Consider the following 15502-nt stretch of genomic DNA (forward strand, 5'->3'; position numbering starts at 1 on the left):
GATCCGTCATGACCAAATTTTACAACATCTTCATTATTATCAACATGCAGCATATAAGGTTTGTTTAAGCTGCTTACATTCAATGGGAATGAAGTTGCTGCAATTGTTGTGCTTTCAATTAGCGCTCCGCCCAATTTTACAGTTCCAGCGGTATTGGTTAATGCATTGGTAAAAGTATAAGCATTGGTAGCTGTTTGCCATGAAGCATTCCCGGAAGCATCTGAGGTTAACACTTTGCCGGTTGATTCTAAACCGTCAACAATTCGTACGATTCCACTTCCCGGGGAAGTAATTAGTACGGTATCAATAAAAACCCTGTCTATCGCATCATGTGTTGAGGAATCTTTTAAATAAGTCCATTTTAGATTATGAACCCCACTTGTCAACGCATAGCTGACAGTTGTCCAGGCAGTTGCTCCACTCCATCTTGCTTTTTCCACTCCATCAATATAGAAAACAAGAAAATCAAAGGTTGACTCGCTAGCAGTTTTTAAAGCAAACGAAACATTTCCTCCAGAAGCTGGAACAGAAGCAGTTGTATAGGTTAAGTCCGAAACGGAGGAATTAACACCACCGCCAGATTTTGCGCCTTTCGTTCCAGCATTAAATTCTCCGGCTGCCGATGTTACCGTCCAGTTTCCCCCAGTTCCTGAAGTAGCAAAAGGAGCAATGGTACTATCTTCAAACCCATCGGTTAATAAAGTAGATGCAGACGATCCAACAATATGTAATTTAGTACTTGGCGCATTTGTTCCAATTCCAACATTGCCACCAGACTGTATGCGAATGGCCTCTGCATTATTGGCTTTAATCACAAAGTCTTGAGCATCTGTTGTTCCTAAAAAATTAGTTGCAGGAACTGTTCCCGCGTTTCCGGTCAAAGCCCATCCAGCGGAACCAAACGGCATCCAAGCCGAACCGTTATAATAATAAAAACCTGCAGTACCGTCAGTTTGATATATTAATAAACCTGTGGCTGGTGTAGCAATGGCTGTTTTTTGGGCTTGTGTCATTCTTGGTGCCAATAATCCGGCAGTTGTAGAAGCTATGTCTAAAGCAGAACTGACATCTGGGGTAGTGGTTCCAATTCCGACTTGTGAAAAGGAGTTGATAGAAAATAGAAATAAAATAATGCAAAACGAAATAGGGTAAAGATTCTTCATTAATTATTAGATTGGTTTTTTTGTTAGTTTTTTTTTAAAAACTGTGCAAATCTATCAAATAGTAACAATTAGAAGGTGTTTTGTTAAACAATTTATATTTTTTTCGATTAAGAGCAAAAAAAGCCGACCAAATACATGGTTTGGTCTGTTTTATAAGAAGTTACGCTTGTGTTTCAGTTTCGGATGCTAAAATTTGCTAAATGATTTTTAAAATTGGAAGTGCTTGACGAATCAAGATCAGCCTTTTTGCAAATTCCGTTTCTATTGGAAGTTTCGATTGTTATTTTATCTGGACAACTTTTTCAATGTTTTTGTTATAAAAGTATTTATACTTTGAGTTAAATCAAAACTTTCCACCGTTAATATCCTCCAGAAGACATTCGGTTTTGAATAGAAAACGATTCCAGCGATACGTACATCAGTTTATATATTTAAAATAATTACTTGCCCATATAAGCAATATTTATTTCACATTTATTCCCTAAAGTTCCTAAAGAGCCTACTACATGTGGGTTTGGGGTGGTGGTGTTGTCATTATCGGCTCCAGTGTAAGCACCGTTAAGGGTACAAGTGGCTCCGGAAGTTAAGTTTATTGTAACAATAATAGTCACTTCGTTAAATAATTGATAAAGATCGGATCCGCCAGATCCATTAGCCCCATTACTAGACCGATATAGACTTATTGAATAGGAATATTTATCGTAATTAGTTCCATTTACCGTTAATCTAAAATTCCCTTCGACAAAACCAGTGGCAGCATAGCCATCAATATCTCTTGAGGCACCTACATTGGTAGTCTTTTTGAATACTGGAGTAGCTCCTAGATATCCCGAAAAAATAATTTGATACTCACCATCATAGGGCGCAATAAAGGTTTTTGCATTTAAACCCGTTATATTGGAATAAGCGCCTGAAGTAGTTGCCACAGTTAAAGCATCACTTTGGCTAAAGCTTGTTTTATAATTTCTATGGATTTGAGATACCCATTTAACCCCATCCCAAAAATATAAACCAGGGATTACTCCATAAGTTCCCGCAGTCGTATTTGTATTGAATACCATTGTTCCAATTTCTAGAGCAGGCCCGTTCGGGTTTGTAACAGGAGATGAAACATTTGTTGCTGTAAGCACAATTCGAGGCATTAAAAAACCAGTTGTTGTACTGGTTACATCAAGCGCTCCTTTTGGAGAGGTAGTTCCAACTCCGACTTGAGCATTTAAAAGGGCAGTAAAAAATAAAAAAAAGGTATAGCATAGAATGCTTAAATGATTTTTTAAAACTTTGTTTATGAATGACATAATTCTTGCGTGGTATTTGTTTTTACAATTAAAAAGTTAGCAAGAGTACTCTCTAAAGGTTTATATAAAATTTAAATCTTAACAAACTCGATTAAAAACCAAAAAATCCGACTAAGAACATAATTCCTAATCGGATTTTTCAATATATTTATTATTTCATAGAATTATGAAGTAAAAAATAGTAACGTCCTCTTACACATCATCATAATCTACATAAATTTCTTTTGAAGTAGGATGTGCCTGACAGGTTAACACTAAACCTTGGGCAATTTCGCCATCAGTTAGAATAGAATTTTTCTTCATTTCAGCTGTTCCGGTGGTTATTCTGGCCAAGCAACTGCTGCAAATCCCACCCTGACAAGAATAAGGAGCGTCAATGCCTTGTTTTAGAGCGGCTTCAAGCAAAGTTTGTTTTTGTGACATTTCAAATGTCGTTTCTTCATCATCAACCAAAACCGTTATTTTTGTATGGCCTTCTAATGATTTTTCAATTTTATGTTCCGCTGTTGATGCCGAAAACAATTCGAATTTAATAGCGGATTCTTTAACATTATGCTCTTTCAAAACAGCGCTAACCGTATTAATCATTTCTTCGGGACCGCACAAATAGAACTTATCAAAGTTGATTTCTTTGTGCTTATTATTCAACACAAAATTCACTGTCGATTTTTCTATCCTGCCAAATAATTCATTTTCAACTTTAGCCTTACTGTAAACATAATGAACGAAAAAACGTCCCACATTTTGCAATTGCAAATCATGAAGCTGCTGATGAAAAATAGTTTCTTCGGGCGATTTATTTCCATAAACCAATACAAAGGTACTTTTTGGTTCACTCTTCAAAACCGCTTGAATAATTGACATAACGGGTGTTATTCCGCTTCCGGCCACAAAAGCAGCATAGTTTTTTTGTCTGTCGGCTTGGGGTTCAAATGTAAATTTACCTTCCGGAATTCCAACTTCTATAGTATCGCCGGCTTTTAATTTGGTAATGGCAAATTGGGAAAAAGCACCATTCGAAACGGCTTTTACAGCAATTCGCAATTCCCCACTTTCTGGTGAAGAACAAATCGAGTAGGCGCGACGAATTTCTTTCCCGTCCAAAGTTAATTTCAAATTGATATATTGTCCTGCGATAAAAGTATAATCGGGTTGTAATTCTGCAGGGACATTAAATAAAACAGAAACCGCATCCTTGGTTTCGTGTCTTACTTCTTTTATTTTTAATTTATAAAATGATGACATGGGGGTAATTTTTTTACAAAAGTAGAAAAAAGTATTAAGATGAAGAATATAATTGGCACGACTAATTTTATTTTGTAAAAATCGCAAATTTTGAAATGTAATATTTTCTTACTTTTACACCAAAAATTTAAAAAAACAGAGTAAAAAACATGTTCAAACATTTTATTAATTTGGAATGGAAGGCTTTTTTCCGTTCGGCAAGTGTAGGCAAAAGCATTGGTCTGAAAATTTTCTTGGGTTTTCTGGCGGTTTATTTTCTGGTGTCCTTTTTGGTTTTGGGAATTGCACTTTATCCTTTGCTGCAGAAATTTTTCCCCGAGCAGAAACCTTTGGCTGTTTTAAACGGGTTTGCTGTTTTTTGGCTGGTTGCGGAATTAATATTTAGATTTTTCATGCAAAGTTTGCCGGTAATAAACATCAAACCACTGATGGTTTTGCCGATTAAAAAGCAGGCAGTAATACATTTTGTTTTACTTAAAAGTTTGATTTCCATATATAATATTTTTCCATTGTTGGTCATTATTCCTTTTGGGATCTTTTGTATTTTAAAAGGAAATTACGGCACCTTCAATATATTCATTTGGATGATGGTAATGTATGTTTTGGCTTTAACCGTAAACTACGCCAACTTTTTAATTAAAAAAATCTTTGCCGAAAACATCAAAACATTTGTTCTTATCCTGACTTTAGGATTATTGTTGGTGGGATTGGAATATCTGGAAATATTTAAAACCAGCATTTTCTTAGGAAGCGCTTTGGATACATTAATAAAACAGCCAGTATTGGCTTTGATTCCAATCCTAATTTTAATGGGATTGTATTTTTTAAATTTCAACTTTTTAAAAAGCAATTTTTATTTAGACAGTTCGTTAAAATCGAAAGTTCAAGATGCAAATACTTCTGATTTTAGCTGGACAAAGTGGTTTGGTAAAATGGCGCCTTTTCTGCAATTGGATTTAAAAATGATCTGGAGAAACAAACGACCAAAAACCACGATTTGGATATCAATTATTTTTTTAGCCTATGGATTGTTGATTTATCCGAATCCGAGTTTACAAGAATCTTCAGTAATGTTAGTAATCGTTGGCATACTGATATCGGGAATTTTCATGATAAATTTCGGACAGTTCATTCCATCGTGGGACGGTAATTATTATGCAATGTTGATGTCTCAAAACATTCCCATGAAACAATATTTAGACTCAAAAGCGGGATTAATGTCAGTTTCGGTAATAGTTTTAGCGATTTTAAGTATGCCTTACGTTTATTTTGGCTGGCACATATTAATCCTAAATCTGGCATGCGCGGTTTATAATTTAGGGATAAATATTCCGATTTTATTATTTGCGGGTTCGTTCAACAAAAAACGAGTCGATTTAGAAAAAAGCCAATTTATGAATTATCAGGGAACAGGTGCTACACAATGGATTATCGGGTTACCGTTGATGTTGGCTCCGGCATTACTTTTTTATAGTGCTTCTAAAATTTTCAATACAGAAATTGCCACAATAGTTTTAGCATCAATGGGAGTTCTGGGATTGGCTTTTAGAAATTTAATGATGATTAAAATCTCCGAAGGCTATCGCAAAAGAAAATATGATACCATAAACGGCTTCAAACAACAGGAAAATTAATATTTAGAGCCTACGAGTTCTCGCAAAAAATAAAAATAAAACAATGATACAAGTAAACCAACTATCAAAAACATATAACGGCACCACGGTTTTAAAAATAGAAAATCTAAACATTCCAAAAGGACAAAGCTTTGGATTAGTAGGGAATAATGGCGCAGGGAAAACCACTTTTTTCAGTTTATTATTGGATTTAATTCGACCAACAACTGGAGACATTATCAACAATTCAATTCCGGTTCATACAAGCGAACACTGGAAACCTTTCACTGCTGCTTTTATAGACGAAAGTTTCCTGATAGGTTATCTGACCGCCGAAGAATATTTCTATTTCATTGGAGATTTACGCAAACAAAGCAAAGCCGAAGTAGCGACACTTTTAACAAAACATGAAGAATTTTTCAATGGAGAAATCCTGAAAAACAAAAAATATTTAAGGGATTTATCCAAAGGAAATCAGAAAAAAGTCGGCATAATTGCCACTTTAATCGGAAACCCCGAGGTAGTCATTCTTGATGAACCGTTTGCCAATTTAGACCCGACATCGGTAAATCGACTAAAAAAAATCATCAAAGAATTGGCTGAAGACCCCAATGTCACCATTTTGGTTTCCAGTCATGATTTGCAACATACCGTTGAGGTTTGCAATAGAATTGTAGCATTGACCAAAGGCGAAATTGTAAAAGACATTCAAACTTCGGCGGAAACCCTAAAGGAATTGGAAGCTTTTTTTGCAGTCTAAAAATTTATTTATGGCGTGACCCTGAAAGAAAAATTCACGGTCGGGCTATCCCTTCCGTATAAAATATAATGAGGAAATCTTTGCCCAAAACAAAGGAATAAATACCTAACAGCCACTGGCTGTTCTCCTCTTAATCTCAAATCTCACGCTAAAAACCACAAAATGAACCCTTCGGTTTTCAAAAATACTTGTTTAACAGTTTACCATATCAAAAAGAAACGTATTTTTACAAGTCCATACACTAAATTCAGCTTTTACAAGTTTAAGAATAAAAACGTTTTACATTGAAAAACAACTTACCTAAATATTCGATTATCATAGGATTTTTATTTTTTTTGATAGCTTGTTCTACCAAAAAAAATAGCTTCGTTTCTAGAAATTCACATGCGCTGAGTACGGAATACAATATTTTGTATAACGGCGGAATGGCACTGGAAACAGGAATTACAGAACTCAAATCAACTTACAAAGATAACTTTTGGGAACGATTGCCTATCGAAAGAATGCAAATTAATGAAGAAACACTTCTTCCGGGTCAAACCAAAAACGCCAATTTTGAACGTGCTGAAACCAAAGCCATAAAAGCCATTCAAAAACACTCGATGAACATTGGCGGTGCCGAAAAAAACCCTCAAATGGATGAGGCACACTTAATGCTTGGGAAAGCAAGATATTATGACCAGAGATTTGTTCCTGCACTTGAGGCTTTCAATTATATTTTATACAAATATCCCAACAGTGATAAGATTTATGAAGCAAAAATCTGGAGAGAAAAAACCAACATTCGCATGGAAAACGATGCTTTGGCGGTAAACAATCTGAGAAAATTGCTAAAAGAAATCAAATTTAAAGACCAGGTTTTCGCCGATGCCAATGCCATTTTATCCCAGGCTTTTTTAAACATCGAACAAAAAGACAGCGCTGTTGCAAAAATGAAATTGGCTGTAGAATTCACCAAACAAAAAGAAGAAAAAGCCAGATATCGTTTTATCCTGGCGCAAATCTATGAGGAATTAGGCTATAAAGACAGCGCCTTTGCGACCTATCAATCCGTTATTGATATGAAGAGAAAAGCGCCAAGACAATATGTAATTCACGCCCATGCCAAACAAGCACAACAGTTCGATTTTGAAAAAGGGGACACTATTGCTTTTTTGAAAAACTTCAACAAGTTATTAAAAGACAGAGAAAACAGACCTTATCTTGACGTGTTGAATCATCAAATGGGATTGTTTTACGATAAAAATAAAAAATACGATATCGCCCAGAAATATTATAACAAATCACTTAAAGCGAGATCACAAGACACTTATTTGGCGGCTTCTAATTACCGGAATCTGGCAGATCTTAATTTCAATAAAGCTAAATATTTAACTGCAGGACAATATTACGACAGTACTCTGGTGCAGTTAAATGTAAGGTCAAGAGAGCATAAATTGATTAAAAAGAAAAGAGAAAACCTGATTGATGTTATTAAATATGAAGGAATTGCGACAAGGAATGACAGTATCCTGCAAATGGTTTCCATGTCTCAAACGGACAGGGTTGCTTTTTATGAAAACTACATAACCAAGCTAAAAAAAGAAGACGAAATTAAAAAAGCATTACTGGAAAAAGAAAAAAATAAGACTCAGGAAAACAAGGGTATAGACAACCAGATTGGGAATGTTAAAGAGGAAGCGATTTCTCAGGAAAAATCATTAATGATGCCACCCGGAGCGATGAATGCTGCTATCGAAACAAAACAAAGTGATTTCTATTTTTATAATCCTACGACCGTTGCTTTTGGCAAAACTGAGTTCAGAAAAAAATGGGGCGATAGAGCATATAAAAACAATTGGAGATTATCGACAGAAAAATTAAGTTCTGATGTAAATGATGTTGTTGAAGGGGATGATAATGGAGAAACAATAGGAAGTGAAAAAGTAAATAAATCAGAAGAAAAGTATTCTGCAGAATTTTACCTGAAACAATTACCAAAAACACAAACAGCCATTGATAGTATTGCCAAAGAACGCAATTTTGCTTATTTCCAATTGGGCGTTATTTATAAAGAAAAATTCAAAGAATATCAATTAGCGGCCAACAAATTTGAGCAGCTTCTAAAAAATAATCCGGAAGAAAGATTGGTACTTCCGTCGATGTATAATTTGAATAAAATTTATGAAATTATAGATAAAGACAAAGCGGTGGCGATGAAAAACAACATCGTCAGTCAATATCCGGAATCGCGTTACGCACAGATTCTAAACAATGTCAATTCTGAAGACGCCATTTTAATAGAGACGCCCGAAACGGCGTACAATAAAATGTATAAATTATACGAATCCGGCGATTACAGAACGGTATATACTAATGTAGAAATGGCTATAAGCCAATACACGGGAGAAGAATTGATTCCGAAATTTGAATTATTGAAAGCCAATACAATCGGAAAATTAAAAGGATTAGGCGAATACAAAAAGGCACTCAATTTTGTAGCATTGAATTATCCTTACAGCGAAGAAGGGAAACAGGCCGAAGTTCTTTTAGGAAAAGATATTCCATTGTTGGAGAATTTGAAATTCAATACGGAAGTTTCAAAAAGCTGGAAAATATTGTACAAAGTTGCCTATAACGATGATAAAAACAACAAAACTTTACTGGACAAAATCAATAAATTCCTCACAAGCAGACCATTTGATAAATTAACTTCGTCTAATGACACTTATAGCATGAATGAAAATTTTGTGGTAATTCACGGGATAATTTCAGAAGAATATGCCAAGGGAATTGTATCGATTCTGAAAGAATTTAAAGATTATAAAATCACTCAAATTCCTGTAATAATGTCAAGTTACAATTATAAAGTGGTTCAAATCAAAAAGAGCCTGGAGGAGTATTTAGCGCCAGCTCCGGTTTCAACCGCACCCGTAACTCCGGTTCCGACGCAAAATCCGCCGCCGGCTCCGGTTATTCCAGCACAAAAGTCAACACAACCACCAATTTTAGAAGAGGATTCAACGCCACCAAGTCCAATTTCACCTCCTAAAAAACCGTAAATATGTTTGAAAAAAGCCCAAAATCATACACAGACCTTTTAGGTAAAACCAATAGAATTGTAGAAGGAACCACTATAAATGGCGATATTGTTTCGCCGGCAGATTTCAGGTTAGACGGACATTTGATTGGGAATTTCCAATCAAAAGGGAAAATTGTCATAGGCCCGGCAGGAAGTGTAAAAGGCGATATCATTTGTAAAAACGCAGACATCGAAGGTAAATTTGAAGGCAAAATCGAAGTGACAGAAATTTTGAATGTTAAATCAAAATCGAGTATTCACGGCGAAGTAATTTGCGGAAAATTATCCGTAGAGCCCGGTGCCGATTTTAGCGCAACTTGCGCAATGAAACCTAATGTGAAAAACGTGATTCCAAATGACTGAAAATATTGAGCCCAAGAAAACGAAATCCAATAAATGGATCGCATTGATTAATATTCCTATTCAAATGGGGGTCATTATTTTTTTATTTTCCTATCTAGGCAACTGGTTAGATGAAAATCATCCCCACCCAAAAGTATATTATGTTAAGATTTTAGTGGTGGTCGGTGTTTTTTTGGCTCTCTATAATGTAATGAGACAAGTCAAAGAAATCAACAAATCACCTGAATAATTAAGGAAATGGATTTTAAAAAATATAGGCCAATTTTAGAAGCGTTAATCATTGCAGTTCCTTTATATATTGTTCACAAAATTATTTTTAATGTTTCGAATTTGGCAAAAACAGCCGAGACGTTTGAGTATTCATTAGAGCAATTGTTTGGTTTCTTTTCGGTGGCATCAGTGCTGATACTTTTCATATTAGTAAAAATCAGAGAAAAAAATTTAGACAATGTAGGTTATTCCTTCTTGTTGCTCACAAGTTTAAAAATGGCGGTTTCTTATTTTTTGTTAAGGCCAATATTGCAAAATGGGAATCATAGTCAAGAATCAGAGAAAATCAACTTTTTTATCATTTTCATGCTGTTTTTAGCAATAGAAACCATAATAACGATACGATTATTAAACAATAAACAGTAAAACATTAATTCAGTCATAATAATTACAGAAAAAAATATTTATTGCCTTTGGAATATTAATTTAAAATGTACCTTTGCACCAAATTTTAGAAACGTAAAAATAAAGACATTTAAAAGATATGGGGATTTCAAATAAACCACTCAGATTTATAGTAGCGACTTTAGTAGCGTGTCTTCCGTTGTTCAGTTTTGCAAATCCTGTACAGGATTCAGTGCATGTTACTACTGAAACGCATCAGGTAGCAACAGAAAATGCTCATGAAACAGCGCATGCGGAACCAACAGATGTAAAATCTAAAATTAAAGCATTTGTTAAGCATCACGTTTTGGATTCTCATGATTTTACTTTCTTTTCAGATGAAGAAGCCGGAAAACATTACGGGTTTCCTTTACCGGTTATTCTATGGGATAATGGATTGCAGGTTTTCTCGTCTTCTAAATTTCATCATGGTGAAGCAGTAGCCGAATCTAATGGAAACTTCTACAAAATTAACCACCACGACGGTAAAATATACAAAACAGACGCTTCTGGAACAATAACTGAAGGAGAAAATGGCTTTCCGACAAATGTTCGTCCGTTAGATTTCTCTATTACAAAAACAGTTTTATCGATAATGGTTGCGGCGCTTTTGATGGTTTTATTATTTAGCGGTTTGGCAAAATCATATAAAAAAAATAATGGAATTGCATCTGGAGCAGGTAGAATTTTTGAACCGGTTGTATTGTACATCCGTGACGAAATCGCTATTCCAAATATTGGCGAAAAACATTACAAGAGATACATGAGTTATTTGTTGACTATATTTTTCTTCATCTTATTCTTGAATCTTTTTGGTTTAATGCCATTTGGAATCAATGCTACCGGAAATCTTACCATCACATTTTCTTTAGCGATACTTACTTTTATAATTACGAATCTTACGGCTAACAAAAACTATTGGGGACATATTTTCTGGATGCCAGGTGTACCAAAAGTAATGCGAATCGTATTAGCGCCAATTGAACTTTTAGGAATCATCATTAAACCATTTTCATTAATGATACGTTTGTATGCAAACATTTTTGCAGGACATATCGTTTTGATGAGTATTATTGGTTTAATGTTTATCTTTAAAAGTTGGTTAGGAAGCACTTTGTCATTTGGATTGTCATTTGCGCTTTCTATCCTTGAAATATTGGTTGCATTTTTACAGGCTTATATTTTTACGATGTTATCTGCTTTGTACTTCGGTTCAGCGGTAGAAGAACATCATCATGAAGAGGCTCATCACGAAGAGAGTCATTAATAAATTGAATGTTTAATTTTTAATATATATATTATGCAAATTCCAGAAATTGTAGGAGCAGGATTAATTGTAATCGGAGCAGGTTTAGGTATTGGTAAAATTGGTGGTTCAGCAATGGACGCTATTGCTCGTCAACCAGAAGCTTCAGGAAAAATCCAAACAGCTATGCTTATTGCTGCTGCGTTAATTGAAGGTATTGGTTTTGCTGCGTTATTCGCATCTTAATTAAAACTCAAAAACAATAGTTGCAACGGTTGGTTGTAACTATTGTTTTATTATTAAATTAAATATTTTTTTAAATACATAATATGGAAAAGTTAATAAATCAGTTTGAGTTAGGTTTGTTCTTCTGGCAAATATTGATATTTGTTGGATTAATTCTTTTACTTAAAAAATTCGCTTGGAAGCCTATTCTTGACGCAGTTAATGAGAGAGAAGAAGGAATCAAAAATGCCTTACTTTCTGCTGAAAACGCCAGAAAAGAAATGCAAAATCTTCAGGCAGATAACCAACGTATTTTGCAGGAAGCAAGAATGGAACGTGACACGATGCTAAAAGAGGCGCGTGAAATGAAAGAAAAAATGATTGCTGATTCAAAAACTGAAGCACAAGCTACTGGTCTTCAAATGATCGAACAAGCTAAAGCAGCAATCAATAGCGAAAAAAATGCAGCTATGGCTGAATTGAAATTGCAAGTTTCTACTTTGTCTATCGAAATCGCTGAAAAATTATTGAAAAACGAACTGTCTGACAAAGAAGCTCAAACTAAATTGGTTGAGAAAATGTTAGGTGACGTTAAATTAAACTAACTATGGCAAGTACTAGAGCAGCAATTCGTTACGCAAAAGCAATTCTGGATTTGGCTTCATCAAAAAATGTCGCTGAAGCAGTAAGTAATGATATGTTTTTGATTATGTCAACGATTAAAGGAAATTTGGAATTGAATACTTTTATTCAAAATCCAACCATTAAAGTTGAGATTAAAGAAAATGCTTTACAAGAAATTTTTGCCGAGGTGAACGGAGTAACAAAAGGATTGTTCCATTTGTTATTTGAAAACAAAAGATTTGAAATTTTAGAAGCCATCGCTTCTGAATACAATAAATTATTTGATGAAATGAATGGTGTTGAGGTTGCGAAAGTAACTACCGCTTTTCCAATGGATGCTGATTTAGAAGCTAAAGTTTTGGCTAAAATCGCTACCTTCTCAAATAAAAAAGTAACGATTGAAAACGTAGTAGATGCTTCGATTATCGGAGGATTTATTTTAAGAATAGGCGACAAGCAATACAATGCTTCAGTAGCCAACAGATTACAAGTTTTAAAAAGAGAATTAAGTAACTAGTTATTTATAAATAATTATGGCGGAAATTAAACCTGCTGAAATTTCAGCAATATTAAGAAAGCAAGTAGAAGGTTTTGAATCAGGTGCTACTTTAGAAGAAGTTGGATCAGTACTTCAGGTTGGAGATGGTATTGCTCGTGTTTACGGGTTATCAAATGTTCAATACGGAGAGCTTGTAGAATTCGATAACGGACTGGAAGGGATCGTTTTGAATCTTGAAGAAGACAATGTTGGTGTGGTACTTTTAGGACCATCAACCGGAATAAAAGAAGGTTCAACTGCAAAAAGAACGCAACGTATTGCGTCTCTAAAAGCAGGAGAGCAAATGGTAGGTCGTGTTGTTAACACACTTGGTTTTCCTATTGACGGAAAAGGACCAATCGGTGGTGACTTATACGAAATGCCATTAGAAAGAAAAGCTCCCGGAGTTATCTTTCGTCAACCAGTTACAGAACCATTACAAACAGGGATAAAAGCAGTTGATGCTATGATTCCAGTTGGTCGTGGACAACGTGAATTGGTTATTGGTGACCGTCAAACAGGTAAATCAACTGTTTGTATTGATACCATTTTGAATCAAAAAGAATTTTACGATGCAGGAAAACCTGTATACTGTATATATGTTGCAATCGGGCAAAAAGCTTCGACTGTAGCAGGAATTGCAAAAATGTTAGAAGAAAAAGGCGCAATGGCTTATACCATTATTGTTGCCGCTAATGCTTCTGATCCAGCTCCGATGCAAGTTTACGCTCCTTTCGCAGGTGCTGCCATTGGAGAATATTTCAGAGATTCTGGTCGTCCGGCTTTGATTGTTTATGATGATTTATCTAAACAAGCTGTTGCTTACCGTGAGGTTTCTCTTTTGTTAAGAAGACCACCGGGACGTGAAGCCTATCCTGGAGACGTTTTCTACTTGCACAGTAGATTATTAGAAAGAGCTTGTAAAGTAATCGCTAATGATGACATTGCAAGAAACATGAACGATTTACCGGATTCATTAAAAGGTATCGTAAAAGGTGGCGGTTCATTGACTGCTTTACCAATTATCGAAACTCAGGCTGGTGACGTTTCTGCATATATCCCAACAAACGTAATTTCGATTACAGACGGACAGATTTTCTTGGATGGAGATTTGTTTAATTCTGGAGTTCGTCCGGCGATTAACGTAGGTATTTCGGTATCTCGTGTTGGAGGTAATGCTCAAATTAAATCAATGAAAAAAGTGGCTGGTACATTAAAACTAGATCAAGCACAATTCCGTGAATTGGAAGCGTTTGCTAAATTTGGTTCTGATTTGGATGCCGTTACTTTAAATGTAATTGAAAAAGGAAAAAGAAACGTGGAGATCTTGAAACAAGGTTTAAACGATCCTTATACTGTTGAAGATCAAGTAGCAATTATCTACGCTGGTTCTAAAAACTTATTGAGAAATGTTCCTGTGAACAAAGTGAAAGAATTCGAGAAAGATTTCTTGGAATACTTAAACAACAAACACAGAGATACGCTTAATGCTTTGAAAGCTGGTAAATTAGATGATACTATTACTGATGTTATCGAAAAAGTAGCAAAAGAAATTTCAGCAAAATATAACTAATAATTTGATAGTTTGAAGATTTAAAGAGGAGCAAATCCTTTTTAAATCTTCAGATTACCACATTTTCAAATTAAACAATGGCAAATTTAAAGGAAATCCGTAATAGAATTACTTCCGTTTCATCTACGATGCAAATCACATCGGCAATGAAAATGGTTTCTGCAGCAAAGCTAAAGAAAGCACAAGATGCAATCACAGCGATGCGACCTTATGCCGAAAAATTAACGGAATTGTTACAAAACCTTTCTGCTACACTTGAAGGTGATGCCGGAGGAGAATTTACAACACAACGTGAAGTAAAGAAAGTTTTGGTTGTTGTGGTTACTTCAAACAGAGGTTTGGCAGGTGCTTTTAATACCAATGCAATCAAAGAAGCTAAAAACCGCGCTGCTTTTTACGCCGGGAAACAAGTCGATATTTTTGCTATTGGAAAGAAAGGAAACGATGTTTTAAGCAAAACACTTTCGGTAGTTGAGAATCAAAACGCTATTTTTGATAATTTGACTTTTGATAATGTAGCTCAAATCGCAGAAGCTTTAACAAAGAAATTTTTGTCTGGCGAATATGATAAAATTGAATTGGTGTACAATCAGTTTAAAAACGCCGCGACTCAAATTGTTCAGGTTGAACAATTCTTGCCTTTAGCACCAATAAAATCTGATAAGCCAGTTTCATCAGGAGATTATATTTTTGAACCTTCAAAAGAGGAAATTGTTTTGACTTTGATTCCAAAGGCATTAAAAACGCAATTGTATAAAGGCATCAGAGATTCATTTGCTTCAGAACACGGCGCTCGTATGACGGCTATGCACAAAGCAACCGACAACGCAACCGAGTTAAGAGACCAATTAAAATTAACATACAACAAAGCACGTCAGGCTGCCATTACTAACGAGATCCTTGAGATTGTTGGTGGAGCAGAAGCTTTGAATGGATAAAATTTTATTTATCTAAAATATTTAAGAGCCGGCATTTGTCGGCTCTTTTTTTGTGGTTTATGATGTTTTTTAAAATTATTTGCAATGATAAAATGGTACGGAATTTTGATTTTATAGAATACTGATTTAAGAAGATAACGAAAGTAAAAACAATGTTATATTTGAAGTAATTTAACTACATTTGGTTTGTTAAAAACCTTA

14 protein-coding genes and 1 pseudogene are annotated in these 15502 nt (G+C 34.9%); 12 read left to right on the plus strand and 3 right to left on the minus strand.

Going from position 1 to position 15502, the window contains the following annotated elements; genetic code table 11:
* The 3 genes and pseudogenes from VI621_RS09115 to VI621_RS09125 form a co-directional block, all read right to left on the minus strand.
* A pseudogene (locus tag VI621_RS09115) lies at positions 1-1163 on the minus strand (hypothetical protein); the annotation flags it as partial.
* A gap of 440 nt (positions 1164-1603) precedes the next feature.
* Positions 1604-2461, minus strand: coding sequence for a hypothetical protein (locus VI621_RS09120; RefSeq protein ID WP_324218071.1), 858 nt, complete (start codon positions 2459-2461; stop codon positions 1604-1606).
* A 192-nt stretch (positions 2462-2653) separates the two neighbouring features.
* Positions 2654-3706, minus strand: a complete 1053-nt coding sequence (locus tag VI621_RS09125; protein WP_324218072.1) for a ferredoxin--NADP reductase — start codon at positions 3704-3706, stop codon at positions 2654-2656.
* A gap of 149 nt (positions 3707-3855) precedes the next feature.
* Here VI621_RS09125 and VI621_RS09130 point away from each other — a divergent pair, with 149 nt between their 5' ends.
* The 12 genes from VI621_RS09130 to atpG all read left to right on the plus strand — a co-directional run bounded on the left by VI621_RS09130 (position 3856) and on the right by atpG (position 15301).
* Complete coding sequence (locus VI621_RS09130; RefSeq protein ID WP_324218073.1) at positions 3856-5340, plus strand: DUF5687 family protein; 1485 nt, start codon at positions 3856-3858, stop codon at positions 5338-5340.
* A gap of 43 nt (positions 5341-5383) precedes the next feature.
* On the plus strand, positions 5384-6079 hold the full coding sequence (locus VI621_RS09135; protein WP_324218074.1) for an ABC transporter ATP-binding protein: 696 nt from the start codon (positions 5384-5386) through the stop codon (positions 6077-6079).
* A 284-nt stretch (positions 6080-6363) separates the two neighbouring features.
* On the plus strand, positions 6364-9120 hold the full coding sequence (locus VI621_RS09140; RefSeq protein WP_324218075.1) for a tetratricopeptide repeat protein: 2757 nt from the start codon (positions 6364-6366) through the stop codon (positions 9118-9120).
* 2 nt (positions 9121-9122) lie between these two features.
* Positions 9123-9503: a polymer-forming cytoskeletal protein gene (locus VI621_RS09145; RefSeq protein ID WP_324218076.1), complete on the plus strand. Its 381-nt coding sequence runs from the start codon at positions 9123-9125 to the stop codon at positions 9501-9503.
* On the plus strand, positions 9496-9732 hold the full coding sequence (locus tag VI621_RS09150) for an AtpZ/AtpI family protein (protein WP_324218077.1): 237 nt from the start codon (positions 9496-9498) through the stop codon (positions 9730-9732). The genes VI621_RS09145 and VI621_RS09150 overlap by 8 nt, the downstream gene beginning before the upstream one ends.
* A gap of 8 nt (positions 9733-9740) precedes the next feature.
* A complete protein-coding gene (locus VI621_RS09155; RefSeq protein WP_324218078.1) occupies positions 9741-10139 on the plus strand; it encodes a hypothetical protein in 399 nt (132 codons plus the stop codon).
* Positions 10140-10257: 118 nt separating this feature from the next.
* Positions 10258-11424 carry a F0F1 ATP synthase subunit A gene (atpB, locus tag VI621_RS09160; protein WP_324218079.1) on the plus strand — a complete coding sequence of 389 codons (1167 nt, stop codon included), beginning with the start codon at positions 10258-10260 and terminating at the stop codon, positions 11422-11424.
* A gap of 33 nt (positions 11425-11457) precedes the next feature.
* Positions 11458-11649 carry an ATP synthase F0 subunit C gene (gene atpE, locus VI621_RS09165; protein WP_324218080.1) on the plus strand — a complete coding sequence of 64 codons (192 nt, stop codon included), beginning with the start codon at positions 11458-11460 and terminating at the stop codon, positions 11647-11649.
* An 83-nt stretch (positions 11650-11732) separates the two neighbouring features.
* The gene (locus tag VI621_RS09170) at positions 11733-12233 is read left to right on the plus strand and encodes a F0F1 ATP synthase subunit B (RefSeq protein ID WP_324218081.1); all 501 of its coding nucleotides are present in this window, start codon (positions 11733-11735) and stop codon (positions 12231-12233) included.
* A 2-nt stretch (positions 12234-12235) separates the two neighbouring features.
* Positions 12236-12769 carry an ATP synthase F1 subunit delta gene (atpH, locus tag VI621_RS09175; protein WP_324218082.1) on the plus strand — a complete coding sequence of 178 codons (534 nt, stop codon included), beginning with the start codon at positions 12236-12238 and terminating at the stop codon, positions 12767-12769.
* A gap of 16 nt (positions 12770-12785) precedes the next feature.
* Positions 12786-14363 (plus strand): F0F1 ATP synthase subunit alpha, encoded by a 1578-nt coding sequence (gene atpA / locus VI621_RS09180; protein ID WP_324218083.1) that lies wholly within the window; start codon positions 12786-12788, stop codon positions 14361-14363.
* Between the two features lie 77 nt (positions 14364-14440).
* On the plus strand, positions 14441-15301 hold the full coding sequence (atpG, locus tag VI621_RS09185; protein WP_324218084.1) for an ATP synthase F1 subunit gamma: 861 nt from the start codon (positions 14441-14443) through the stop codon (positions 15299-15301).
* Positions 15302-15502: the final 201 nt, after the last annotated feature.

It is taken from the genome of Flavobacterium sp., assembly GCF_035292545.1.
Taxonomy (GTDB): Bacteria; Bacteroidota; Bacteroidia; order Flavobacteriales; family Flavobacteriaceae; genus Flavobacterium.

What these genes read in the sequence shown, in the direction of transcription:
- VI621_RS09145 (WP_324218076.1), top strand. Translation starts at nt 9,123, where the DNA reads ATGTTTGAAAAAAGCCCAAAATCATACACAGACCTTTTAGGTAAAACC.
- VI621_RS09150 (WP_324218077.1), top strand. Translation starts at nt 9,496, where the DNA reads ATGACTGAAAATATTGAGCCCAAGAAAACGAAATCCAATAAATGGATC.
- VI621_RS09125 (WP_324218072.1), bottom strand. Translation starts at nt 3,706, where the DNA reads ATGTCATCATTTTATAAATTAAAAATAAAAGAAGTAAGACACGAAACC.
- VI621_RS09130 (WP_324218073.1), top strand. Translation starts at nt 3,856, where the DNA reads ATGTTCAAACATTTTATTAATTTGGAATGGAAGGCTTTTTTCCGTTCG.
- atpB (WP_324218079.1), top strand. Translation starts at nt 10,258, where the DNA reads ATGGGGATTTCAAATAAACCACTCAGATTTATAGTAGCGACTTTAGTA.
- atpE (WP_324218080.1), top strand. Translation starts at nt 11,458, where the DNA reads ATGCAAATTCCAGAAATTGTAGGAGCAGGATTAATTGTAATCGGAGCA.
- atpH (WP_324218082.1), top strand. Translation starts at nt 12,236, where the DNA reads ATGGCAAGTACTAGAGCAGCAATTCGTTACGCAAAAGCAATTCTGGAT.
- atpA (WP_324218083.1), top strand. Translation starts at nt 12,786, where the DNA reads ATGGCGGAAATTAAACCTGCTGAAATTTCAGCAATATTAAGAAAGCAA.
- VI621_RS09120 (WP_324218071.1), bottom strand. Translation starts at nt 2,461, where the DNA reads ATGTCATTCATAAACAAAGTTTTAAAAAATCATTTAAGCATTCTATGC.
- VI621_RS09135 (WP_324218074.1), top strand. Translation starts at nt 5,384, where the DNA reads ATGATACAAGTAAACCAACTATCAAAAACATATAACGGCACCACGGTT.
- VI621_RS09155 (WP_324218078.1), top strand. Translation starts at nt 9,741, where the DNA reads ATGGATTTTAAAAAATATAGGCCAATTTTAGAAGCGTTAATCATTGCA.
- atpG (WP_324218084.1), top strand. Translation starts at nt 14,441, where the DNA reads ATGGCAAATTTAAAGGAAATCCGTAATAGAATTACTTCCGTTTCATCT.
- VI621_RS09170 (WP_324218081.1), top strand. Translation starts at nt 11,733, where the DNA reads ATGGAAAAGTTAATAAATCAGTTTGAGTTAGGTTTGTTCTTCTGGCAA.